The organism is Streptomyces sp. NPDC003456 (genome assembly GCF_042878735.1).
Lineage (GTDB): Bacteria > Actinomycetota > Actinomycetes > Streptomycetales > Streptomycetaceae > Streptomyces.
In genome coordinates, this window is record NZ_JBIAOK010000003.1 from 445,886 (window position 1) to 468,486 (window position 22,601).

General features: G+C 72.3%; 17 protein-coding genes. 16 read left to right on the forward strand and 1 reads right to left on the reverse strand.

The genetic code is table 11. The annotated features are described in order from the left end of the window. Positions 1 to 83: 83 nt before the first annotated feature. The 7 genes from mreC to ACFYWG_RS13025 all read left to right on the forward strand — a co-directional run bounded on the left by mreC (position 84) and on the right by ACFYWG_RS13025 (position 9,404). Positions 84 to 1,031, forward strand: a complete 948-nt coding sequence (mreC, locus tag ACFYWG_RS12995) for a rod shape-determining protein MreC (RefSeq protein WP_389201179.1) — start codon at positions 84 to 86, stop codon at positions 1,029 to 1,031. 13 nt (positions 1,032 to 1,044) lie between these two features. Continuing rightward, the gene (gene mreD / locus ACFYWG_RS13000; RefSeq protein WP_376334341.1) at positions 1,045 to 1,719 is read left to right on the forward strand and encodes a rod shape-determining protein MreD; all 675 of its coding nucleotides are present in this window, start codon (positions 1,045 to 1,047) and stop codon (positions 1,717 to 1,719) included. Positions 1,720 to 1,879: 160 nt separating this feature from the next. Further along, entirely contained in the window at positions 1,880 to 4,126 is a 2,247-nt protein-coding gene (mrdA, locus tag ACFYWG_RS13005; RefSeq protein ID WP_376334343.1) for a penicillin-binding protein 2, read from the forward strand. After that, positions 4,123 to 5,325, forward strand: a complete 1,203-nt coding sequence (gene rodA / locus ACFYWG_RS13010; protein ID WP_383504853.1) for a rod shape-determining protein RodA — start codon at positions 4,123 to 4,125, stop codon at positions 5,323 to 5,325. The genes mrdA and rodA overlap by 4 nt, the downstream gene beginning before the upstream one ends. 82 nt (positions 5,326 to 5,407) lie before the next feature. Then, a complete protein-coding gene (locus tag ACFYWG_RS13015) occupies positions 5,408 to 6,916 on the forward strand; it encodes a CHAD domain-containing protein (RefSeq protein WP_389201182.1) in 1,509 nt (502 codons plus the stop codon). 88 nt (positions 6,917 to 7,004) lie between these two features. Next, the gene (locus ACFYWG_RS13020; protein WP_385413456.1) at positions 7,005 to 8,969 is read left to right on the forward strand and encodes a TIGR03960 family B12-binding radical SAM protein; all 1,965 of its coding nucleotides are present in this window, start codon (positions 7,005 to 7,007) and stop codon (positions 8,967 to 8,969) included. Positions 8,970 to 9,116: 147 nt separating this feature from the next. Then, the gene (locus ACFYWG_RS13025) at positions 9,117 to 9,404 is read left to right on the forward strand and encodes a hypothetical protein (protein ID WP_383504843.1); all 288 of its coding nucleotides are present in this window, start codon (positions 9,117 to 9,119) and stop codon (positions 9,402 to 9,404) included. A gap of 281 nt (positions 9,405 to 9,685) precedes the next feature. Here ACFYWG_RS13025 and ACFYWG_RS13030 read toward each other — a convergent pair whose 3' ends face one another. After that, positions 9,686 to 10,348: a GAF and ANTAR domain-containing protein gene (locus tag ACFYWG_RS13030; RefSeq protein ID WP_376334360.1), complete on the reverse strand. Its 663-nt coding sequence runs from the start codon at positions 10,346 to 10,348 to the stop codon at positions 9,686 to 9,688. A 168-nt stretch (positions 10,349 to 10,516) separates the two neighbouring features. On the opposite strand from ACFYWG_RS13030, the gene ACFYWG_RS13035 reads away from it, so the two are divergent. From ACFYWG_RS13035 to ACFYWG_RS13075, 9 genes are all read left to right on the forward strand, one after another. Beyond that, positions 10,517 to 11,014 (forward strand): DUF2975 domain-containing protein, encoded by a 498-nt coding sequence (locus ACFYWG_RS13035; RefSeq protein WP_389201185.1) that lies wholly within the window; start codon positions 10,517 to 10,519, stop codon positions 11,012 to 11,014. Next, the gene (locus ACFYWG_RS13040; protein ID WP_385413451.1) at positions 11,014 to 11,244 is read left to right on the forward strand and encodes a helix-turn-helix domain-containing protein; all 231 of its coding nucleotides are present in this window, start codon (positions 11,014 to 11,016) and stop codon (positions 11,242 to 11,244) included. Before ACFYWG_RS13035 ends, ACFYWG_RS13040 begins: the two co-directional genes overlap by 1 nt. 91 nt (positions 11,245 to 11,335) lie before the next feature. Continuing rightward, positions 11,336 to 12,478 (forward strand): hypothetical protein, encoded by a 1,143-nt coding sequence (locus ACFYWG_RS13045; protein WP_389201187.1) that lies wholly within the window; start codon positions 11,336 to 11,338, stop codon positions 12,476 to 12,478. Between the two features lie 48 nt (positions 12,479 to 12,526). Then, complete coding sequence (locus ACFYWG_RS13050) at positions 12,527 to 13,309, forward strand: TIGR03936 family radical SAM-associated protein (RefSeq protein ID WP_376334358.1); 783 nt, start codon at positions 12,527 to 12,529, stop codon at positions 13,307 to 13,309. Between the two features lie 258 nt (positions 13,310 to 13,567). Further along, positions 13,568 to 17,926: an Rne/Rng family ribonuclease gene (locus ACFYWG_RS13055; RefSeq protein ID WP_389201191.1), complete on the forward strand. Its 4,359-nt coding sequence runs from the start codon at positions 13,568 to 13,570 to the stop codon at positions 17,924 to 17,926. A 269-nt stretch (positions 17,927 to 18,195) separates the two neighbouring features. Further along, a complete protein-coding gene (gene rplU, locus ACFYWG_RS13060; RefSeq protein ID WP_333930614.1) occupies positions 18,196 to 18,516 on the forward strand; it encodes a 50S ribosomal protein L21 in 321 nt (106 codons plus the stop codon). A 14-nt stretch (positions 18,517 to 18,530) separates the two neighbouring features. Then, positions 18,531 to 18,785 carry a 50S ribosomal protein L27 gene (gene rpmA / locus ACFYWG_RS13065; protein WP_010041940.1) on the forward strand — a complete coding sequence of 85 codons (255 nt, stop codon included), beginning with the start codon at positions 18,531 to 18,533 and terminating at the stop codon, positions 18,783 to 18,785. Between the two features lie 110 nt (positions 18,786 to 18,895). Further along, complete coding sequence (obgE, locus tag ACFYWG_RS13070) at positions 18,896 to 20,332, forward strand: GTPase ObgE (protein ID WP_376334979.1); 1,437 nt, start codon at positions 18,896 to 18,898, stop codon at positions 20,330 to 20,332. A 716-nt stretch (positions 20,333 to 21,048) separates the two neighbouring features. Beyond that, positions 21,049 to 22,545, forward strand: coding sequence for a D-ribitol-5-phosphate cytidylyltransferase (locus ACFYWG_RS13075; RefSeq protein ID WP_376334926.1), 1,497 nt, complete (start codon positions 21,049 to 21,051; stop codon positions 22,543 to 22,545). The last annotated feature ends 56 nt before the right edge of the window (positions 22,546 to 22,601 follow it).

Here is a 22,601-nt window from a genome sequence, read left to right on the forward strand (position 1 = left end):
AGAGGCATAAGCTCCCACAAAGCAGCCCCTCGGTATTCCCTGGGGCTTCCCGAATTCCTACGAGGAAGGCACGGCCGCCGCACGTGAGGGACACACGAGAGAGCCGGCTGCTCCTGGTGCTGCTGATCGCCATCGCGTTCGCGTTGATCACGGTGGACATCCGCGGTGGGGAGGACTCGCCCGTCGACGGTGCCCGCCGGGGCGCGGCGACGGTCTTCGGCCCGATCGAGAGCGGCGTCTCGGCCGCGGTCGACCCGGTCGGCAACGCGGTCTCCGCCATCCGTGACTCCGGCGAGCGGCACGACCGGCTCGCCCGCCTGGAGCAGGAGAACGCGGCACTGAAGGCCCGCCTCGGCAGCGACGACCGCAGCCGCAGCCGCCTCAAGCAGCTCGACAAGATGCTGAAGGTCGCGGGCCAGGGCCAGTACGGCATCAAGGGCGCCGAGGTCATCGCCATCGGCGCGGCGCAGGGCTTCTCCTGGACCATCACGATCGACGTCGGCGCCGAGGACGGCATCAAGCGCGACATGACCGTGCTGAACGGCGACGGGCTCGTGGGCCGCGTCACCACCGTCGGACCGCACACCGCCACCGTGCTGCTCGCCAGCGACCCCGACTTCACCGTCGGCACCCGCATGGAGTCCGGTGACGAACTCGGCTTCGCCTCCGGCCAGGGCGACCGCCCGCTGCGCGTGGAACTGCTCAACGGCAAGGCCGAGGTGAAGAAGGGCGACCGCCTGGTCACCTTCGGCTCGCAGGCCGACCGGCCGTTCGTGCCCGGCGTGCCGGTCGGCGTGGTCTCCCGCGTCGACCCCTCCGGCGGCGGCCTGACCCGCACGCTCTACGTCACGCCGTACGCGGCCTTCAGCAAGCTCGACATCGTCGGTGTCGTCGTCCAGGCCCCGAAGAAGGACCCGCGCGACACGGTGCTCCCGCCCAAGCCCAAGCCCACCCCGAGGCCGACGGTGACGGTGACCGTGACGCCGTCCGCCGAGGCCCCCGTGGACGGCCAGAACCAGCAAGAGCAGTAGGAGCTCACATCCCATGCGCGTCAACCGGATCCTGCTCTCCTCCGCCCTGGTCGTCGTCGCCCTGGTGATCCAGGTGAGCGTCCTCGCCCGCCTCCACCTGCCGGGCGCCGTGCCCGACCTGCTGCTGCTCACCGTCCTGGGCCTGGCGCTGGTGTACGGGCACGTGGGCGGCGCCCTGATCGGCTTCGGCGCGGGACTGCTGGCCGACCTGGCCCCGCCGGCCGACCACGCGGCCGGGCGGTACGCCCTCGTGCTGTGCGTCATCGGCTACCTCGCGGGCCTGGTCAAGCCCGAGACCGGCCAGCTGAAGTCCGCCACCGGGCCCATGGCCGTGGTGGTGGCCGCCGCCGTCGGCTCCACCCTGCTGTACGCCGGGGTCGGCGCCCTCGTCGGGGACACCGCCGCCCGCCACGTCGGCCTGGGCGGGCTGCTGTTCACGGCCGCCCTGTACGACCTGCTGCTCGCCCCGTTCGTGGTGCCGGGCGTCATGGCCCTGGCCCGCCGGGTCGACAACGATCCGCTCGCCGAGTCCACCTCGGCGGCCGCCAAGGCCACCGACATCTCCTCCGGCTGGCTCGCCGGCGGCACCGGCCTGAAGATCGGCAGCCAGCGCAACGGGCTGCGGGTGAAGGCCGCCCGCGCGCGGATGGCGCGCGCCGGACGCATCAAGGGGGTCAAGCGGCTGTGAACCCGGGGGAAGACACGGGGAAGTTCACCCGAACGGGCCGGTCCGGTGGGAACGCCGGTTCAGGGACCGGGCGTTCATCACTCGACACCGCACACACCCGCACCGGCGGACAGCCGGTTCCGCACAGCCGTACACGCACTGAGAGGGGGAGGCAGCCGCAGTGACCAACATTCCCGAGACCGGGCGTAACTCACGCGTCCAGATCCGGCTCGTCGTCATCCAGGTCCTCGTCCTCTCCCTCCTGCTCACCCTCGGCGGACGCCTGTGGTACCTCCAGATCCGTGAGGGCGCGGCCTACGCCAAGGAGGCCTCCGGCAACCACGTCCAGCAGGTCGTCCAGCCCGCCGTGCGCGGCTCCATCCTGGACGCCCGGGGCGTGGCCCTCGCCGACAACGAGACGCGACTGGTGGTCTCCGCGTCCCGCACGGACCTGCTGAAGATGAAGGACGACGGCAAGGAAGTCCTCACCAAACTCGCCGGGGTCCTGGGCATGCCGGCCAAGGAGGTCCGGGAGAAGGTCCGGCTGTGCGACGCCGAGACGCCCCAGCCCTGCTGGAACGGCTCGCCCTACCAGCCCATCCCCATCACCGACGAGGCCACCCCCAAGCAGGCCCTGCAGATCCGCGAGCGCGCCGAGGACTTCCCCGGCATCAGCGCCGAGCCGCAGGCCATGCGCCGCTACCCGAGCCCCGGCAAGGCCAACACCGCCCAGGTCCTCGGCTACCTCTCCCCGGTCACCGACGAGGAGATCACGAAGGCGCAGGACACCGACTCGCCCTACCTGCGCTCGGACCAGGTCGGCCGCTCCGGCCTGGAGCGCCAGTACGACAAGCAGCTGCGCGGCAAGGCGGGCGTCACGCGCTACGAGGTCGACAACCTCGGCCGTGTCATCGGCCAGGCGGAAGCCGACCCGGCCCACCCCGGCGACAACCTCGTCACCAGCATCGACGCCCGCGTCCAGCGGATCGCCGAGTACGAGCTGAACGAGGCCATGAAGCAGGCCCGCAAGGAGCACGACCGCAACACGGGCACCACCTACAAGGCCGACTCCGGCGCCGTCGTCGTCATGGAGGCCAAGACCGGCCGCGTCGTCGCGATGGCCTCCAACCCGACCTACGACCCGAACGCCTGGGTCGGCGGCATCTCCGCCAAGGACTACGCGCGCCTCACCGGCAAGAGCTCCAACTACCCGCTGCTGAACCGCGCCATCCAGGGCCAGTCGGCGCCCGGCTCGATCTTCAAGGTCATCCCGACCGCCGCCGCGGTCAACGCCGGATACTCCTTCAACGGCCCCTACGAGTGCTCCAGTTCGTACTCCATCGGCGGCCAGGTCTTCAAGAACTTCGAGTCCAAGGGCTACGGGGCGATCAGCCTCGGCCGCGCCCTGGAGGTCTCCTGCGACACGGTCTTCTACCGCCTCTCCCACGAGGAGTGGAAGCGCGACGGCGGCACCAAGCCGAAGAAGAAGGCCAACGACTGGTTCTACAAGACCGCCCACCAGTTCGGCCTCGGCAAGGAGACCGGCATCGACCTCCCCAACGAGGTCACCGGCCGCGTCCCCGACCGCCAGTGGAAGCTCGACTACTGGAAGGCCAACAAGGACGTCTGGTGCCGCACCGGCAAGCGCAGCGGGAGCTACGCCGAGAAGATCGCCTACGAGAACTGCCTCGAGGGCAACCGCCTGCGCGCCGGTGACTCCGTCAACTACTCCATCGGCCAGGGCGACACCCTCGTCACGCCGATCCAGATGGCCACCATCTACGCGGCCATCTCCAACGGCGGCACGATGTACAACCCCTCGGTGGGCAAGGCGGTCATCAGCGCCGACGGCAAGACCGTGACGCCGATCAAGCCGCAGGCCCACGGCAAGCTCCCGATGAGCGAGAAGACGCGCAGCGAGATAGACGATGCCCTCGAGGGAGTCGCCACCCGCGGTACCGCCGCCTGGAGGTTCGGCGGCTGGCCGCAGGACAAGATCCCGATGCACGCCAAGACGGGTACGGCGGAGGTCTACGGCAAGCAGACGACCTCCTGGTTCGCCACGTACACCAAGGACTACTCGATCGTCATGACGATCTCCCAGGGTGGTACGGGCTCCGGCGCCTCCGGCCCCGCCGTGCGCAACATCTACAACGCGCTGTACGGCGTCTCCCCGGACGGCGACATCGACACCAAGAAGGCCCTGCTGCCCACGCCGCAGAAGACCCTGCCCAAGATCAAGGTCGACGGCACCATCGCCTCGCCGAAGGTGCCCAAGGACCCGGCCAAGGACCAGCAGGCGAAGAAGCAGGACCCGAACGCCCCGGCCGATCCGCTCCAGCCCGCGACGTCGGCCCCGCCGTCGCCCGAGAACCGCGACACCCGAAGGCGCCGGCGCCGGCGGGGAAGCCGGAGGTTGCCCACATGACCGGCGGTGTGAACAGCTTCCAGGTCTCCGGCTACGGGCCCGAGCGCTCCGGCTGGACGCGGCTGCTCGCCCGCGACTCCGTCACCCGGCGCCTCGACTGGCCGATCGTGCTCGCGGCGCTGGCCCTGTCGCTGCTCGGCACCCTGCTGGTCTACTCGGCCACCCGCAACCGCACCGAGCTCAACCAGGGCGACCCGTACTACTTCCTGGTCCGGCACCTGCTGAACACCGGCATCGGCCTCGCCCTGATGGTCGGCACGATCTGGCTCGGCCACCGCGGCCTGCGCACCGTCGTGCCGCTGCTGTACGGCGTCTCGGTGCTGCTGATCCTGCTGGTGCTCACGCCGCTCGGCTCGACGATCAACGGCGCCCACTCCTGGATCAAGCTGCCCGGCGGCTTCTCGCTGCAGCCCTCGGAGTTCGTGAAGGTCACGATCATCCTGGGCATGGCGATGCTGCTCGCGGCCCGGGTCGACGCGGGCGACAAGACCTACCCCGACCACCGCACGGTCGTGCAGGCGCTCGGCCTGGCCGCCGTGCCCATGGCCATCGTGATGCTCATGCCCGACCTCGGGTCCGTGATGGTCATGGTCATCATCGTGCTGGGCGTGCTGCTGGCCTCCGGGGCCTCCAACCGCTGGGTGTTCGGCCTGATCGGCACCGGCGCCCTCGGGGCGGTCACCGTCTGGCAGCTCGGGATCCTCGACGAGTACCAGATCAACCGGTTCGCCGCGTTCGCCAACCCCGAGCTCGACCCGGCCGGCGTCGGCTACAACACCAACCAGGCCCGCATCGCCATCGGCTCCGGCGGACTGACCGGCTCCGGCCTCTTCCACGGCTCGCAGACCACCGGGCAGTTCGTGCCCGAGCAGCAGACCGACTTCGTCTTCACGGTCGCGGGGGAGGAGCTCGGCTTCCTCGGCGGCGGCCTGATCATCCTGCTGCTCGGGATCGTCCTGTGGCGGGCCTGCGCGATCGCCCGGGACACCCCGGACCTCTACGGCACGATCGTCGCCGCGGGCATCGTCGCCTGGTTCGCCTTCCAGACGTTCGAGAACGTCGGCATGACCCTCGGCATCATGCCCGTCACCGGTCTGCCGCTGCCCTTCGTCTCGTACGGCGGATCGTCGATGTTCGCCGTGTGGATAGCGGTGGGACTGCTGCAGTCGATCAGAGTGCAGCGGCCGATGTCGGCCTGAGCGGGTACGGGGCGCCCGGGTGGCGCCCCGTACCGCGTCCGGCGTCGTGTCGCGCCCGGGCCCGGACGGTTAGATTCACTGCATGGCGGACACCAAGCGCGAGATCGAGCGGAAGTACGAGGCCCCGGACGGCGGCCTGCCCGAGCTGACCGGCGTGCCGGGGGTCGCGACCGTCGCCGACCGGGGGATCACCCACCTGGACGCCACCTACTACGACACCGCAGACGAACGCCTCGCGGCGTCGTCCGTCACCCTCCGGCGCCGCACCGGCGGCTCCGACGCGGGCTGGCACCTCAAGCTCCCCGTCGGCCCGGGCGTACGCGACGAGATCCGCAGCCCGCTGACCGACGCCCTCCCCGGCGAACTCGCCGCGCTGGTCCGCTCCCGGGTCCGCGACGGCGAACTGCTGCCGCTGGTGCGGCTGCGCTCCGACCGCGACGTACGGCACCTGCTCGACAGCGAGGGCCGGCTGCTCGCCGAGGTCAGCACGGACTCCGTGCGCGCCGAGCGGCTCACCGGCGCCGGGGGCGAGGTGCGGTGGACCGAGATCGAGGTTGAGCTGGCCGACGACGGCGACCCGGCCTTCCTCGACAAGGTCGACAAGCGGCTGCGCAAGGCGGGCGTGCGGCCGTCGCGGTCGGCCTCGAAGCTGGCCCGGGCGCTGGCCGACACGGCACCGCAGCGCCGGCGCCGTCCCACCTCCGCCGTGAAGAAGACCGAGACGGCCGGGGATCTCGTCCTGGCCTACGTGCGGGAGCAGCGCGACGCGATCGTCGGACTGGACCCGGCCGTGCGGCAGGGCGTCGAGGACTCGGTGCACTCGATGCGCGTGGCCACCCGCCGGCTGCGCAGCACGTTCAAGACGTTCCGCAACGTCCTCGACCGGACCGTCACCGACCCCGTCGCCGACGAGCTGAAGTGGCTCGCCGGGGAACTGGGCGTGGACCGGGACCGCGAGGTCCTCACCGAGCGGCTCACGGACACCCTGGCCGAGGTGCCGGCGGGTCTGGTCCGCGGCCCGGTGAAGGAGCGGATGCTCGCCTGGTCGAAGGCGGAGCACGGCGGCGCCAAGGGCCGCCTCGCCGGTGTGCTCGACTCGCGCCGCTACCTCACCCTCCTGGACACCCTCGACGCGCTGATCGCCGACCCGCCCCTGGTCGACGCGGCCGGGAAGAAGCCCGCCAAACCGGTCGCCCGGGCGGTGAAGAAGGACTTCCGCAAGGTCACCGGGCTGGTCGGCCGCGCCCTGGAGCTCGAGCCGGGCACCGAGCGGGACCTCGCCCTGCACGAGGCGCGCAAGAAGGCCAAGCGCACCCGCTACGCGGCGGAGGCCGCCGACCCGGTCCTGGGCAAGCCCGCCAGGAAGCTCACCGCGTCCATGAAGGACCTGCAGAACCTGCTCGGCGAGCACCAGGACAGCGTCATGGCCCGGCAGACCCTGCGCGAGCTGTCGGCGGTCGCCCACGCCGCCGGTGAGAACGCCTTCACCTACGGCCTGCTCCACGAGCGCGAGGAGCAGCGCGCCCTTCGGGCCGAGGCCGAGCTGCCCGGGCTGTGGGGGCGGATCAAGGGCGGGGCGTCGGGCCTGTGAGCCCGCGGGCGTACGGAGGTGCTCCGCGCTCGCGTTAGGCTGGATGGTCACCCCTGTCAGTTCAGTCCAGCTCACGAAGGTGCGCGACATGCCTGCCGAAGTCGCTGCGTCGGTCTTCCCGCAGCTCGAAGCTCTGCTCCCGCACGTGCAGAAGCCGATCCAGTACGTCGGCGGAGAACTCAACTCCACGGTCAAGGACTGGGACGCCTGCGACGTCCGCTGGGCGTTGATGTACCCGGACGCCTACGAGGTCGGCCTGCCCAACCAGGGCGTCATGATCCTCTACGAGGTGCTGAACGAGCAGGAGGGCGTCCTCGCCGAGCGCACGTACAGCGTGTGGCCGGACCTGGAGGAGCTGATGCGCGAGCACGGCGTCCCCCAGTTCACGGTGGACAGCCACCGGCCGGTGAAGGCCTTCGACGTGTTCGGCCTGTCCTTCTCCACGGAGCTGGGCTACACGAACATGCTGGCGGCCCTGGACCTGGCGGGGATCCCGCTGGAGTCCAAGGACCGCGGCCTGGACGACCCGATCGTCCTGGCCGGCGGCCACGCGGCGTTCAATCCCGAGCCCATCGCCGACTTCATCGACGCGGCCGTCATCGGTGACGGCGAGCAGGCCGTCCTCGACATGACGCGCATCATCCGCGAGTGGAAGGCCCAGGGCCGTCCGGGCGGCCGCGAGGAGGTCCTGCTCCGCCTGGCCAAGACCGGCGGGGTGTACATCCCGGCGTTCTACGACGTGGAGTACCTGCCCGACGGCCGTATCGCCCGGGTGGTGCCCAACAGGTCGGGCGTGCCGTGGCGGGTGTCCAAGCACACCGTCATGGACCTCGACGAGTGGCCCTACCCCAAGCAGCCGCTGGTCCCGCTGGCCGAGACGGTCCACGAGCGCATGTCCGTGGAGATCTTCCGCGGCTGCACCCGGGGCTGCCGCTTCTGCCAGGCCGGCATGATCACCCGCCCGGTCCGCGAGCGCTCCATCACGGGCATCGGCGACATGGTCGAGCAGGGCCTGAAGGCGACCGGCTTCGAGGAGGTCGGCCTGCTGTCGCTGTCCTCCGCGGACCACTCGGAGATCGGCGACATCGCCAAGGGCCTCGCCGACCGCTACGAGGACGACAAGATCGGCCTGTCGCTGCCGTCGACCCGCGTGGACGCCTTCAACGTCGACCTGGCCAACGAGCTGACCCGCAACGGCCGCCGCTCCGGTCTGACGTTCGCCCCCGAGGGCGGCTCGGAGCGCATGCGCAAGGTCATCAACAAGATGGTCTCGGAAGAGGACCTGATCCGCACGGTCGCGACCGCGTACGGCAACGGCTGGCGGCAGGTGAAGCTGTACTTCATGTGCGGTCTGCCCACCGAGACCGACGAGGACGTCCTGCAGATCGCCGACATGGCGACGAAGGTCATCGCCAAGGGCCGCGAGGTCTCCCGCTCCAACGACATCCGCTGCACGGTCTCCATCGGCGGTTTCGTGCCCAAGCCGCACACCCCGTTCCAGTGGGCCCCGCAGCTGTCCGCCGAGGAGACCGACGCCCGCCTGCAGAAGCTGCGCGACAAGATCCGCGGCGACAAGAAGTACGGCCGCTCCATCGGCTTCCGCTACCACGACGGCAAGCCCGGCATCGTCGAGGGCCTGCTCTCCCGCGGCGACCGCCGCATCGGCGCGGTCATCCGCGCGGTGTACGACGACGGCGGCCGCTTCGACGGCTGGCGCGAGCACTTCTCCTACGACCGCTGGATGGCGTGCGCGGACAAGGCGCTGGAGCCGTACGGCGTGGACGTCGACTGGTACACCACCCGCGAGCGCACCTACGAGGAGGTCCTGCCCTGGGACCACCTCGACTCGGGCCTCGACAAGGACTGGCTGTGGGAGGACTGGCAGGACGCCCTCGACGAGACGGAGGTCGAGGACTGCCGCTGGACGCCGTGCTTCGACTGCGGCGTGTGCCCGCAGATGGACACGCACATCCAGATCGGCCCCACGGGCAAGAAGCTCCTGCCCCTGACCGTCAAGAACGCGGCCCCTGCACCCAGCGGCCACTCGCACTGAGTCCTGAGCCTTGCGTTCCGAGTCCTGAGCCCTGGTCCCTGAGTCCTGGGTTCCGGGTTCCCAGTTCCACGTCCCCGGACGGCCGTCGGGGGAGTGGGCAGGGGCTGCCGGGATGCGAGGTGGGGCGGTGGGGCGGATGGTGTTGGCATGAACCAGCACCATCAGCTCTCCTCTCGGACGATCGACATCGACACCCGGCTGCTGAGGGCCGGTGCCGTGATCACCGCGGCCGGTGCCGTGGTGGCGAGCATCGGCATGGCCCTCGGAGCCGTCGCGGTGTTCGCGGCGGGCCGGCGCATGATCCGCACCATGGACGTGCCCCCGGCCCAGCAGGCGGCCGCGAAGTGGCATCAGGCCAAGGAGGCGTCCCGGGCGGGCGTGCAGGCGTGGCACGACTCCGCGTCCCACGCGCACGACGGCTCGCTCGCGAACTAGCCGACACCGACGGCCGACGGCCGACGGCCGACAGCCCCAACCGGCAGCAGACTCAGGCAGTTGTTCCGGGCCGGTGGGACGCCGGGCCCGCCGGAGCGGAGCGCTGCCTGTCGGTGTGCGCCGCGGCGGCGGAAGCCCTCGCCCGGGCTCCGAGATCCGCTCGCGGGAGGTGAGACGGCCCTTCGCCGGGGGACCCGCTGAACAAGTCGGGTCGGTGACGCTCCCCCGGGGGATCGGCCCGGCCAGGCTCCCTCGGTTCAGACTGTGTGCCGGGGGAGCCGTCAGACGAGGGCGCCCTGCTCGCAGACCCGGCGGGCGACCTCGCGCAGCTTGAGGTTGTTCTCCTGCGAGTAGCGGCGCAGCACGTCGAAGGCCTGCTTCTCGGTGAGGTGGTGGCTGCCCATGATGATGCCCATGGCCTCGCCGATGGTGTGGCGGGTCGCCATGGCCTGCTCCATCTGGGCGTGGCTGCGGGCGCTGGAGAAGGCGACGGCCGCGTGCGAGGCCAGCAGCCAGCCCGCCGTCTCGCTGTCCTCGGAGAAGGACCCCGGCCGCCGGGCGTAGAAGTTGAGGGCTCCCAGGTCCTCGTCCTCGGTGTACAGCAGGAAACCCATCATGCTGCCCAGGCCCAGCTCACGTGCCTGCACGGCGTAGGAGGGCCAGCGCGGCTGCTCGGCGGTGAGGTCGGCGATGCGGAACACCCGCTCGTCGGTGCCGGTGCGCGCCGCGTCGAAGCACGGCCCCTCCGCGAGGCGCTCCTGGAGCTTGTCGCTGCGGGCGACCAGCTCGTGCGTCGGGGCGAGGGACTCCACGCGTGTCCCGTGCAGGAGGAGGACACCGGCCGCGTCGCATCCCTCGACGAGTTCGGTGGCCGAGCCGGTGATGCGCTTCAGGGTGGCCTCGACCGAGTCCTGGGCGAGCAGGTCGCGCGCCATGGAGGCCATCTCCCGTGCGAACACGCGCCAGTCCACCGTCTCCTCCTCGTCCGTGTACCGGCCTTTGGTTCCTCTTGCCACGGTGTCACGAATTCCACGCCTCCGAGGGGACGGCCACTTGCTGGATCTATCGAATTTCGATAGCTTTCCATCGTAGGTCGATATGGAGGAGTGGCAATGGGGAAGTTGGCCGTGGTGGCGTTGCGCGTGGTGCTCGTGGTGCTGCTCGCGGGGTCGTTGTTCGTGCAGGGCGTGATGGTCCCGCTGCTCGCCGCCGACCTGAACGGGCTCAAACCGGAGTACGCCCACCTGCGCACACCGATCCTCGTGATCATCGTCCTCGGGGTGCTGACGGCCCAGGTCGTCGCGGTGTGCGTGTGGCGGCTGGTGACGATGGTGCGCCGCGGCACGGTGTTCTCGCACGGTGCCTTCCGGTACGTGCATCTCGTCATCGGGGCGTTCGTCGCCGCCGCGTGCCTGGTGTTCGCGCTCGGAGTCGTCCTCGCCCCGGGTGAGGCCGTCGCACCGGGAGTGGTGCTGCTGCTGGGCGGCGTCGGCGTGGCCGTGCTGGGGGTCGCGCTCGTCGTGCTCGTGCTGCGGATGCTGCTCGCGCAGGCCGTCGCCCGCGACATCGAGGCCCACCGGATGCAGGCCGAGCTGGAAGAGGTCATCTGATGCCGATCGCCGTCGACATCGACGTGATGCTGGCCAAGCGGAAGATGTCCGTGGGCGAGCTGGCGGAGCGCGTCGGCATCACCCCCGCCAACCTGGCCGTGCTCAAGAACGGCCGCGCCAAGGCGGTCCGCTTCTCCACCCTCGCCGCGCTGTGCGAGGTGCTGGAGTGCCAGCCGGGCGACCTGCTGCGCTGGGAGGCGGACGGGCCCGCCGGCCCGGCCAAGCCCTGACGGCGGGCCGGCACCCGGGGCCCGGGCCTGCCGCACGTCACGGTCCGGTCGCCGCCGCATCCGAACCGGGTCCCGGCGCGTCTACGACGACATGGACCTGCAGAAACCGTCCCGCGAGCAGCCCGCAGCGCGGACCGAACCCCATGGGCGGAGTGCCGGGACGGCCCGGGCGCCCGAGCCGGCCCGGCGGGCGTCGGAGGAGCCCGGGGGGTGCCTCACCGTGGCCGTCCGGATCCCCGTGCGGATCGTCGTGCTCGTGCTCGTCGTCCCGCTGCGCATGCTGTGGGACGCGCTGGCCGTGTCCGGGCGGTTCCTCAACGACGTCCTGCTCCGGCCGCTCGGCCGGGCCCTGCTGTGGCTGGCCCGGGCGGTGTTCGTCCGGCCGTTCGTCGGGCTGTGGCGGTACGTGGCCGTGCCGGTCGGCAAGGCCCTCGCCCGGCTGGGCCACGTACTTCTCGTCGTGCCCGCGGTGTGGCTCCACCGGCACCTGCTGACGCCGCTCGGGCACGCCGCCGCCCGGGCCGCCCGCTGCCTGTGGGCCGCGCTCGCCTGGCTCGGCCGGGGCGTCGGGGCGGCGCTCGGCTGGGTGTACGGCCGTCTGCTCACGCCCGTCGGGCACGCCCTGACGTGGGTGGCGAAAGGGCTGGGCCTCTGGCTGTACACCTGGGTGCTGGCGCCGGCCGGCCGCGCGCTCGCCCGGTGCGGCAGGGGCCTGGTGTGGCTGGTGAGCACCGTCGTCGGCGGCATCGGGACGGGGCTGTACTGGATCGCGCGGATCCTGCTCGTCCTGCCCGTCCTCGCCCTGTGGCGCTGGGTCCTCGCCCCGGTCGGACGCGCCCTCGCCGTCGTCGGACGCGAGGTGGCGGACGCCCTCGGGCACGCCTGGCGCGTCGCCGGGCACCTCTCCCTCGCCGTCGGCCGGTTCCTGGCCGCTCTCTTCCGGTGGATCTTCGTGGAGCCGGTGCGGTGGGCGTACCTCAGGGTCCTGACACCCGTCGGGCACGCCCTGCGGGACGCCGTCCTGCGGCCCGCCGCCGAGGCCGCCCGCGCCGCCGGGCGGACCGCGCGGCAGGCCCTGGCCGCCGCCCGGGACTCCGCACGCCAGGCGCGCGCCGATCTGCGGCGCCTGCTGTTCGGCGGGCCGGAGCGGCCCGCACCGGTCGACCGGAGGGAACCTTCCGGCCGCGAGCCGCGTACTCTTGGCAGCAGTACGACCGCTCTCACGAAGGACTGAACGACACTGGGCAAGCGACAGCCCGAAGGCCCGCCGCCCGCACCCGCGGTGCAGCGCATCCGACTGCGCTACACCAAGCGCGGCCGCCTCCGGTTCACCAGCCACCGTGACTTCCAGCGCGCCTTCGAGCGTGCGTTGCGCCGTGCCGAGGTGCCGATGGCCTACTCGGCCGGTTTCACACCGCACCCGAAGGTGTCGTACGCCAATGCCGCACCCACCGGCACGGGCAGTGAGGCGGAGTACCTGGAGATCGCGCTCACCGCGCCGCGCGACCCGGAGCAGCTCAGGGTCCTCCTCGACGAGTCCATGCCCACCGGGCTCGACATCGTCGAGGCGGTCGAGGCCCGCACCTCGGGCCTCGCCGACCGGCTGACGGCTTCCGTGTGGGAGCTGCGGCTGGACGGCGTCGCGCCGGAGGAGGCCCGCCGCGCGGCGGACGCCTTCGAGGCGGCGGCGACCGTCGAGGTCCAGCGACTCGCCAAGAACGGCGTGCGTACCTTCGACGCCCGCTCCGCCGTCGTGAGCCTGGAGGTGCGCGACCTCCCGGAGACGCACGGTTCGCAGGCTGATAGGCCGACCGACCAGCCCTGTGCGATACTGCGGCTGGTTGTTCGGCACGTGACGCCTGCCGTTCGACCCGACGACGTCCTGTCCGGTCTCCGCGCCGTGGCCGACCTGGCGCCGCCGGTCCCCGCAGCGGTGACCAGGCTGGCGCAGGGGCTGCTCGATGAAGAGACCGGCACGGTGACCGACCCGCTCGCGCCCGACCGCGAGGCAGCCGAGGGCCCCACAACGGCCGAAGAGGCTGCCGCCGCGACGGCGCCGGCGTAAGAAGGTCCCGCGTAGGGACGGACGTCGTAGCGCCGCCCTCGGACTCGGGAGCCACCTGGGTCGGGCAGCGCACCGACCAGAAGACTTTCGCCAGGCCGTACGCATTCGGCGTACGGAACCGGCGAGACAGGACACGGACAGCTCCCGTGCGGCGCCCGCGCCCCGGACGGCGGCGACGCGCACAGCGCGAGCCGCGGACGTCACCGGCATCGCCGGGCCAGGCGCGGCGCCCGGGAGCCTGACGGGAGACAAGCCCGCATGCTCGAACCGACCGAACCCGCAGAGTCCTCGACCGGCTCTGACGAGAACAACAACACGCCCAGCGACACCCTGCCGCCCCGCCGGCGGCGGCGTGCCGCCTCCCGCCCGGCGGGTCCCCCCGCCGGTGGCGCCGCCGAGGCCGCGGCGGAGACCGTCGCGCCGGCCGTAGCGGCCGCCGAGGCCGACGAACTGGCCGCCGACGGAGTCGAGACCGACGAGGTCGAGGCAGCCGCCGCCGAGACCGAGCAGACCCCCGAGGCCGCAGCCGCCGCGGACACCGCGCCCCCCGCCCCCAAGCGGCGGCGCGCCGTACGCCGGGCCTCCGCGCCCGCCGGTTCCCCGTCCGACGCCGGGGCCGCCGAGACCGTGGTGCCCGCGACCTCCGCCGCGGACGCCCCCACCACCGAGCCGGCCGCGGCCCCCGCGAGCGCCGAGGTGTCCGCGGAGCCCGCTCCCCGCCGCACCCGCCGCCGCGCCACCCGCACGGTGACCTCCCCGGCCGAGACGGCCGAGACGGCCACGACGCAGGCGGAGACCGCGCAGCCCGCACCGGCCGCCGCCGAGCCCGCCGCGGCGCAGCCCGTGACCGCGCCCGCCGCCGCCGTGCCGGCCGAGACCGCGCAGAGCGCGTCGGGCGACTCCGAGCCGACTGCCGCCGACACCGAGGACGCCGCCCCGCGCCGGACCCGCCGGCGCGCCTCACGACGGGCCTCCGCCCCCGCGGCCACGCCCGCCGCGGCGGACGAGAGCGCCGAGGAGTCCGCCGCGAGCGTGACCCCGGCCGCCCAGCCCGCGCCCGCCCCCGAGGTGGAGTCCGCCGCCACGCGGCCCGCCGCCGGGACCTCCGAGGCCCCGGCCGCCGGGACCGCGTCCGCCGACCGGGCCGAGGAGTCCGCCGAGCCGGCCGAGGACGCCGGTCCGCGCCGCCGTCGCCGGGTCGTGCGCCGGGCCGCCGGCGGCTTCGCCGAGCCCGCCCGCCCCGCGCGGTCCGCGAAGCGGGCCCCGAAGTCCGACGCCGGTGCCGCCGACGGCGACAGCGAGGCCCCGGCGCGTCCGGCGCGGCCCGCCGTCGCCCTGTTCCAGGCCCCGGTGTTCGCCGAGCCCCAGTTCCAGACCCCGGAGCGGGCCGCCGCGGCGGCCGCCGCCGAGGCCGCCGGTGCCGGCGAGCCCGAGGAGCCCCAGGACAGCGCGCAGGCGGAGGAGCCCCGCGAGGAGCAGTCCGCCGGTGCGCGCCGCCGCCGTCGCCGCCGCGGCTCCGCCGAGGAGACCGAGGACCGCGCCGCCGAGACCCGGACCGCCGACACCCCCGAGCAGGACGCCGCCGCCGACGAGGACGAGGCGGACGCCGTCGACGACTCCGGTGACGACCAGGCCGACGGCGAGGACCACGACGACTCCGAGGGCGGCGGCTCGCGCCGTCGCCGCCGCCGGGGCGGCCGCCGCCGTCGCCGTGGCGAGTCCGCCGACCTCGACGCCGAGTCCGGCGAGACCGGGGACGACGAGTCCGACCAGGTCGCCGCCGCCCAGGCCGCGCAGGACGCCGAGGACACCGCCGAGCAGACCGAGGAGGACCGCGAGGACTCCGAGGACGGCGACCGGGACGAGTCGGCCGGAGGCGGTTCGAGCAGCAGCCGCCGCCGACGCCGCCGCCGGCGCCGCGCCGGTGACTCCGGCACCGAAGCCGAGCCCTCCGACGACGACCCCGAGCGCACGGTCGTCAAGGTCCGCGAGCCCCGCCCCAAGGCGGAGCCGTCCGACGAGGTGCAGTCCATCAAGGGCTCGACCCGTCTGGAGGCCAAGAAGCAGCGCCGCCGCGAAGGCCGCGAGCAGGGCCGCCGCCGCGTGCCGATCATCACCGAGGCCGAGTTCCTGGCCCGCCGCGAGGCCGTCGAGCGCGTGATGGTCGTCCGCCAGCACGGCGACCGCACCCAGATCGGCGTCCTCGAGGACAACGTGCTCGTCGAGCACTACGTCAACAAGGAGCAGTCGACCTCGTACGTCGGCAACGTCTACCTCGGCAAGGTGCAGAACGTGCTGCCGTCGATGGAGGCCGCCTTCATCGACATCGGCAAGGGCCGCAACGCCGTGCTCTACGCCGGCGAGGTCAACTTCGAGGCGCTCGGCATGGCCAACGGGCCGCGCCGCATCGAGTCCGCCCTGAAGTCCGGGCAGTCCGTGCTCGTCCAGGTGACCAAGGACCCCATCGGGCACAAGGGCGCCCGGCTGACCAGCCAGGTCTCCCTGCCGGGCCGCTACCTCGTGTACGTGCCCGAGGGCTCCATGACCGGCATCAGCCGCAAGCTGCCCGACACCGAGCGGGCCCGGCTGAAGACGATCCTCAAGAAGATCGTCCCCGAGGACGCGGGCGTCATCGTGCGCACCGCCGCGGAGGGCGCGAGCGAGGACGAGCTGCGCCGGGACGTCGAGCGGCTGCAGCAGCAGTGGGAGGACATCCAGAAGAAGGCCAAGAGCGGCAACGCCCCGACCCTGCTGTACGGCGAGCCGGACATGACCGTCCGGGTCGTGCGCGACATCTTCAACGAGGACTTCTCCAAGGTCGTCGTCAGCGGCGACGAGGCCTGGTCGACGATCCACGGGTACGTCTCGCACGTGGCGCCCGACCTCGCCGAGCGGTTGCAGCGGTGGACCTCCGAGGTCGACGTCTTCGCCACGTACCGGATCGACGAGCAGCTCGCCAAGGCCCTGGACCGCAAGGTCTGGCTGCCCAGCGGCGGCTCGCTGGTGATCGACCGGACCGAGGCGATGGTCGTCGTCGACGTCAACACCGGCAAGTTCACCGGCCAGGGCGGCAACCTCGAGGAGACCGTCACCCGCAACAACCTGGAGGCGGCCGAGGAGATCGTCCGCCAGCTGCGGCTGCGCGACCTCGGCGGCATCATCGTCATCGACTTCATCGACATGGTGCTGGAGCAGAACCGGGACCTGGTGCTGCGGCGCCTGCTGGAGTGCCTGGGCCGGGACCGCACGAAGCACCAGGTGGCCGAGGTGACCTCGCTGGGGCTCGTGCAGATGACCCGCAAGCGGGTCGGCCAGGGGCTGCTGGAGTCCTTCTCCGAGACCTGCGTCCACTGCAACGGCCGCGGTGTCATCGTGCACATGGAGCAGCCGACCTCGGCCGGGGGCGGCGGCAAGCGCAAGAAGCGCGCCCGCGCCGGCGCCGCCGACCAGCCGCACGTCCACGAGGCGGCCGTCGAGACCGCCGAGCAGGAGGCGGAGGCCGAGGCCGAGGTCGTGGCCGAGGTCGCCGAGCCGGTGGCCCTGCCCGAGCCGGCCTTCGAGCCGGACGAGGAGCTGTACAGCAGCGCCGCCGAGGCGGAGGCCGCTGCCACGCGCGGCCGGTCCCGGCGCCGGGCGAGCCGGCGCGCGTCGGCCCCGGCGGGTGCTCCGCGCGGTGAGGCCGCCGAGCCGAAGGCCGAGCAGGGCAGGGAGAAGACCCGGCGCGGCCGGGGCAGGGCCGAGCAGGCCGAGCAGGCCGAGGCCGAGGTGCCGACGGCGCAGGACGTGACCGCCGAGCTCGAGGCCGCCCGCCCGGTGCAGCCGGAGTCGGCCGCCGAGGCGCAGGCCGAGCCGACGGCCGTGGAGGACCCGGTGGTCGAGGCCGCACAGGCCCCGTCCGCCGCTCCGGCTGCCGAAGCCGTTGCGGCGTCCGACGCCGCCCGGGCTTCCGACGCCGCTCCGGTGGAGGAAGCCGCGCCCAAGGGCCGTACGCGGCGCCGGGCCACCCGCAAGGTGTCCGCTCCGGCCGGTTCCCCGGCGGGTGCCGAGGCGACGGTCGTGACCGTCGCCGAGACCGCCCCCGTGGCCGAGACCGCGGCGCCCGAGCCGGCCGCTCCCTCCGAGGCCGCCGAGCCGGTCGCCGAGGCGCCCGCCGAGAGCGCCGCCCCGGCCCGCCCGCGGCGTCGCGCCGTGCGCAAGCCCACGGTGTCCACGGCGTCCGAGGAGACGGCCGTCGTGGTCGTCCCGTCGGCCGCGCCCGAGGAGGCCGCGTCCGGGGGAGCCGTGACCGGGACGGACGGGTCCGAGGCCGCTGCCGAGCCGGCCGCCGAGGTGCCCGCGTCCGACCCCTCCGACGCGTCCGGCGATGCCGTCGCGGAGGAGGCCGCCGAGGAGGCCGCCCCCGCCAAGAAGACGGCCCGCAAGACGGCCAAGAAGGCCACGGCGAAGAAGGCCGCCACCAAGAAGACCGCGGCGAAGAAGACCGCGGCCAAGAAGACGACGGCCAAGAAGGCGGCGAAGACCACCAAGACCGCCGCCAAGAAGGCCACGTCGAAGAAGACGGTCGCGGCGGAGCAGTCCTCCGGGGCCTCCGTCACGGCCTCCACCGACGAGGCCTGACCGGCCCGAACGTCCCCGGGGCGTGCGTGCACCACGCGCACGCCCCGGTGGACGCGACCGGCGTGACCGGTCGCACAGGGGGCGGGCCCGGCTCGGTTTGACCCTTTCGGCCGCGGCCCCGTAACCTTGACCGTCGGCGTGTCGACTGACGCGTCACATCCCCGTAAACCTCATCCTCCAGGGCGCCGGGCGCCCAGGAGAGGCTGCCCGCTGTGTCGGGCTGCTGGCCTGCGGGGGTGCCGTTTCCCGAGCGAGAGAGTGAGTTCCGCGTGTACGCCATCGTGCGCAGCGGTGGTCGCCAGCACAAGGTTGCTGTCGGCGACATCGTTGAGGTTGACAAGATTTCCACTGCCAAGGTTGGCGACACGGTCGAGCTCTCGACCCTGCTCGTTGTCGACGGCGAGTCCGTGACCAGCGACCCGTGGGTGCTGGCCGGCATCAAGGTCCAGGCCGAGGTCGTGGACCACCACAAGGGCCAGAAGATCGACATTCTGCGCTACAAGAACAAGACGGGTTACCGCCGTCGCCAGGGCCACCGCCAGCAGTACACGGCGATCAAGGTCACTGAGATCCCCACGGCTGCGAAGTAAGGGACTGAGGAGAAATGGCACACAAGAAGGGCGCATCGTCCACCCGGAACGGTCGCGACTCCAACGCCCAGCGGCTCGGCGTGAAGCGCTTCGGCGGTCAGGTCGTCAACGCGGGTGAGATCCTGGTCCGCCAGCGTGGCACCCACTTCCACCCGGGCGCCGGTGTCGGTCGCGGCGGCGACGACACGCTGTTCGCCCTGCAGGCCGGTTCGGTGCAGTTCGGCACCCACCGTGGCCGCAAGGTCGTGAACATCGTTCCGGTCGCCTGATCGGAAACCTTCGCGAGGCGGGCCTCACTTCCCCGAGGGGAAGCGGGTCCGCCTTTCGCGTGTTACCCAAGAGACATCCCCGCAGTAGGCAGTAACTGGAGGCACATCCCATGACCACCTTCGTGGACCGCGTCGAACTGCACGTCGCCGCGGGTAACGGAGGCCACGGCTGTGCCTCCGTCCACCGTGAGAAGTTCAAGCCGCTCGGCGGCCCGGACGGCGGCAACGGCGGCCGTGGCGGCGACGTGATCCTCACCGTCGACCAGTCCGTCACGACGCTCCTCGACTACCACCACTCGCCGCACCGCAAGGCCACCAACGGCAAGCCCGGCGAGGGCGGCAACCGCTCCGGCAAGGACGGCCAGGACCTGGTCCTTCCGGTGCCCGACGGCACGGTGGTGCTGGACAAGGCGGGCAACGTCCTCGCCGACCTGGTCGGCCACGGCACCTCCTTCGTCGCCGCGCAGGGCGGCCGGGGCGGCCTCGGCAACGCCGCGCTGGCCTCCGCCCGGCGCAAGGCGCCCGGCTTCGCGCTGCTGGGCGAGCCGGGGGACCTGCGGGACGTCGTCCTGGAGCTGAAGACCGTCGCCGACGTGGCCCTCGTCGGCTACCCGAGCGCGGGCAAGTCGTCGCTGATCTCGGTGCTGAGCGCGGCCAAGCCCAAGATCGCCGACTACCCCTTCACCACGCTCGTGCCCAACCTCGGTGTCGTCACGGCCGGTTCGACGGTCTACACGATCGCCGACGTGCCCGGGCTGATCCCCGGGGCCAGCCAGGGCAAGGGCCTCGGCCTGGAGTTCCTGCGGCACGTCGAGCGGTGCAGCGTGCTCGTGCACGTCCTGGACACCGCGACCCTGGAGTCCGACCGCGACCCGGTCTCCGACCTCGACATCATCGAGGAGGAGCTGCGCCAGTACGGCGGTCTGGACCGGCGTCCGCGGATCGTCGTGCTGAACAAGATCGACGTACCGGACGGCAAGGACCTGGCCGAGATGGTCCGGCCCGACCTGGAGGCGCGCGGCTACCGCGTGTTCGAGGTGTCGGCCGTGGCGCACATGGGCCTCAAGGAGCTGTCGTTCGCGCTCGCCGAGCTGGTCGCGACGGCCCGGGCCGCGAAGCCGAAGGAAGAGGCCACGCGTATCGTCATCCGGCCCAAGGCCGTGGACGACACCGGCTTCACCGTGACGCAGGAGGAGGACGGCCTGTACCGGGTGCGCGGCGAGAAGCCCGAGCGCTGGGTGCGGCAGACCGACTTCAACAACGACGAGGCGGTCGGCTACCTCGCGGACCGGCTCAACCGGCTCGGTGTCGAGGACGCGCTGCTCAAGGCGGGCGCCCGGGGCGGCGACGGCGTCGCCATCGGTCCCGAGGAGAACGCGGTCGTCTTCGACTGGGAGCCGTCCATGATGGCCGGTGCCGAGATGCTCGGCCGGCGTGGCGAGGACCACCGGCTGGAGGCGGCACGGCCCGCGGCGCAGCGCCGCAGGGACCGCCAGGCCGAGCGCGACGAGGCGCAGCAGGAGTTCGACGACTTCGAGCCGTTCTGACCGGTCTCACCGCCGACGGACCGCGCCGGCCGCGCTGCGGGGCACCGCCCTGCACCGCGGCCGGCGCGGTCCGTTGTGCTCGGACGCCACGCCTCAACTGCTGAACCTCCGTCAGACCCGCCCCCTGCAAGGGCTCGTTCCCGTGCCGGCGGCGGGTTTCCCTTTGCGTACTCCTCCCTCCGGGGGAGGGGACGCGCGAGCCCTGGATCGGCCCTGATACCGGTCCGGACCAGGTGAATCGGCGTTTTTGATCTCGGCCGTGCCGGGCCGCACTTAATGGCGCGGAAATGGCGACCGGAATTCCGCCGTGAACGGCGGACGGACGCTCGGCATTCGGCGCCGCGCGGTCGCCGGTCCTCCCCGACGGGCCCTCGGCGCCGGACCGTGTTTCGGGCCACCCGGCCCCGGGCGCCGCGCTCGCCGGTTCGTCCGGACACCGTCAACACGCCCGCCGCACAGCGGACTTCGTCCGCGGGTGCTCACCGCGAGATCCTCGGCCACCGCCGCCCCGCGCGGCTCACCGATCGTTGAAATCTTGTGGAGTTACTCACAGTGGGGCCTCCAAATGGCCCGCACAACCGTCTTACCGATCACCAGCAGTGGGAGGTGAATGACAGGTTGCGCGCACATGGGCGGTACAGGTCGCTCACCTTGCACTGCGTTCACCACAAGTGGGACCCTTTTGTGGTTCCCTGTCGTCTCAAGGTAGGTAACCTGTGCCTCAGCACATAGCCAAGCCCCGTACCACCGCGGTGATCCTGGCCGGGGGCACCGGTCAGCGGGTGGGACTGTCGATCCCCAAGCAGCTGCTGAAGATCGCCGGCAAGGCCGTCATCGAGCACACTCTGGCCACCTTCGAGAACGCCGACTCGATCGACGACGTCATCGTGCTGATGGCCCAGGGCTACGTGCCCGACGTCGAGAAGATCGTCGCGAAGGCCGGGTTCACGAAGGTCTCGAAGGTCATCGAGGGCGGCTCGACCCGGAACGAGACCACCGAGCGCGCCATCGCCGCCCTCGGCGAGGGCCTGGCCGAGGGCGAGGACCTCAACGTCCTCTTCCACGACGCCGTACGCCCCCTGCTGTCGCAGCGCGTCATCGACGACTGCGTGGCCGCGCTGGAGCGCTACGAGGCCGTCGACGTGGCCATCCCGTCCGCGGACACCATCATCGTCACGCGCACCCACGGTCAGGACGGCGAGTTCATCACCGAGATCCCGGACCGCTCCCGCCTGCGCCGCGGCCAGACCCCGCAGGCCTTCAAGCTGTCCACCATCAGGCGGGCCTATGAGGTTGCCTCGGGCGACCCCAACTTCCAGGCCACCGACGACTGCTCCGTCGTGCTCAAGTACCTGCCGGACGTACCGATCCACGTCGTCGCGGGTGACGAGTACAACATGAAGGTCACCCAGCCCGTCGACGTCTTCATCGCCGACAAGCTCTTCCAGCTCGCCTCCACCGCCGCGCCCGAGCGGGTCACCGAGGACGCCTACCGCGAACTGCTCACCGGCAAGACCGTCGTCGTCTTCGGCGGCTCCTACGGCATCGGCAAGGACATCGCCGAGCTGGCCGGGGCCTACGGTGCCCACGTCTACGCCCTGGGCCGCTCCACCACCGGCACCCACGTGGAGAACCCGGAGGAGGTCGACGACGCCCTGTCCAGGGCGTACGCCGAGACCGGCCGCATCGACCACGTGGTGAACACCGCCGGCGTGCTGCGCATCGGCAAGCTCGCCGAGACCGACAACGCCACCATCGAGGAGGCGTTGAAGGTCAACTACCTGGCTCCCGTGCAGATCGCCCGGTCCGCGCACAAGTACCTGGCCGAGACCAAGGGCCAGCTGCTGCTCTACACGTCCAGCAGCTACACCCGCGGCCGCGCCGAGTACAGCCTGTACTCCTCCACCAAGGCCGCCATGGTGAACCTCACCCAGGCCCTGTCCGACGAGTGGGCCGCCGACGGCATCCGCGTCAACTGCATCAACCCCGAGCGCACCGCCACCCCCATGCGCACCATGGCGTTCGGCGAGGAGCCCGCGGGCTCGCTGCTGTCCTCGGAGGCCGTGGCCCGCGCCTCGCTCGACGTGCTGCTCTCCGCACTCACCGGCCACGTCATCGACGTCCGCCAGCAGGACCCCACCGCCGGCGCAGCCCGGGCGTCCGGCTTCGAGCAGGCCCTGGCCTCGGTGCTGGACCGGCAGGACGGCGTGTAACATTTGCCGCCCATCAAACTCCGGCAAATCGGGCTTCTATGCACGCTTGTTGTCCA

Coding starts and splice junctions, on each gene's coding strand:
- mreD (WP_376334341.1), top strand. CDS start 1,045: ATGCGCGTCAACCGGATCCTGCTCTCCTCCGCCCTGGTCGTCGTCGCC.
- ACFYWG_RS13020 (WP_385413456.1), top strand. CDS start 7,005: ATGCCTGCCGAAGTCGCTGCGTCGGTCTTCCCGCAGCTCGAAGCTCTG.
- ACFYWG_RS13055 (WP_389201191.1), top strand. CDS start 13,568: ATGCTCGAACCGACCGAACCCGCAGAGTCCTCGACCGGCTCTGACGAG.
- ACFYWG_RS13015 (WP_389201182.1), top strand. CDS start 5,408: ATGGCGGACACCAAGCGCGAGATCGAGCGGAAGTACGAGGCCCCGGAC.
- ACFYWG_RS13030 (WP_376334360.1), bottom strand. CDS start 10,348: ATGGCCTCCATGGCGCGCGACCTGCTCGCCCAGGACTCGGTCGAGGCC.
- ACFYWG_RS13025 (WP_383504843.1), top strand. CDS start 9,117: ATGAACCAGCACCATCAGCTCTCCTCTCGGACGATCGACATCGACACC.
- ACFYWG_RS13040 (WP_385413451.1), top strand. CDS start 11,014: ATGCCGATCGCCGTCGACATCGACGTGATGCTGGCCAAGCGGAAGATG.
- obgE (WP_376334979.1), top strand. CDS start 18,896: ATGACCACCTTCGTGGACCGCGTCGAACTGCACGTCGCCGCGGGTAAC.
- rpmA (WP_010041940.1), top strand. CDS start 18,531: ATGGCACACAAGAAGGGCGCATCGTCCACCCGGAACGGTCGCGACTCC.
- ACFYWG_RS13035 (WP_389201185.1), top strand. CDS start 10,517: ATGGGGAAGTTGGCCGTGGTGGCGTTGCGCGTGGTGCTCGTGGTGCTG.
- ACFYWG_RS13045 (WP_389201187.1), top strand. CDS start 11,336: ATGGACCTGCAGAAACCGTCCCGCGAGCAGCCCGCAGCGCGGACCGAA.
- rodA (WP_383504853.1), top strand. CDS start 4,123: ATGACCGGCGGTGTGAACAGCTTCCAGGTCTCCGGCTACGGGCCCGAG.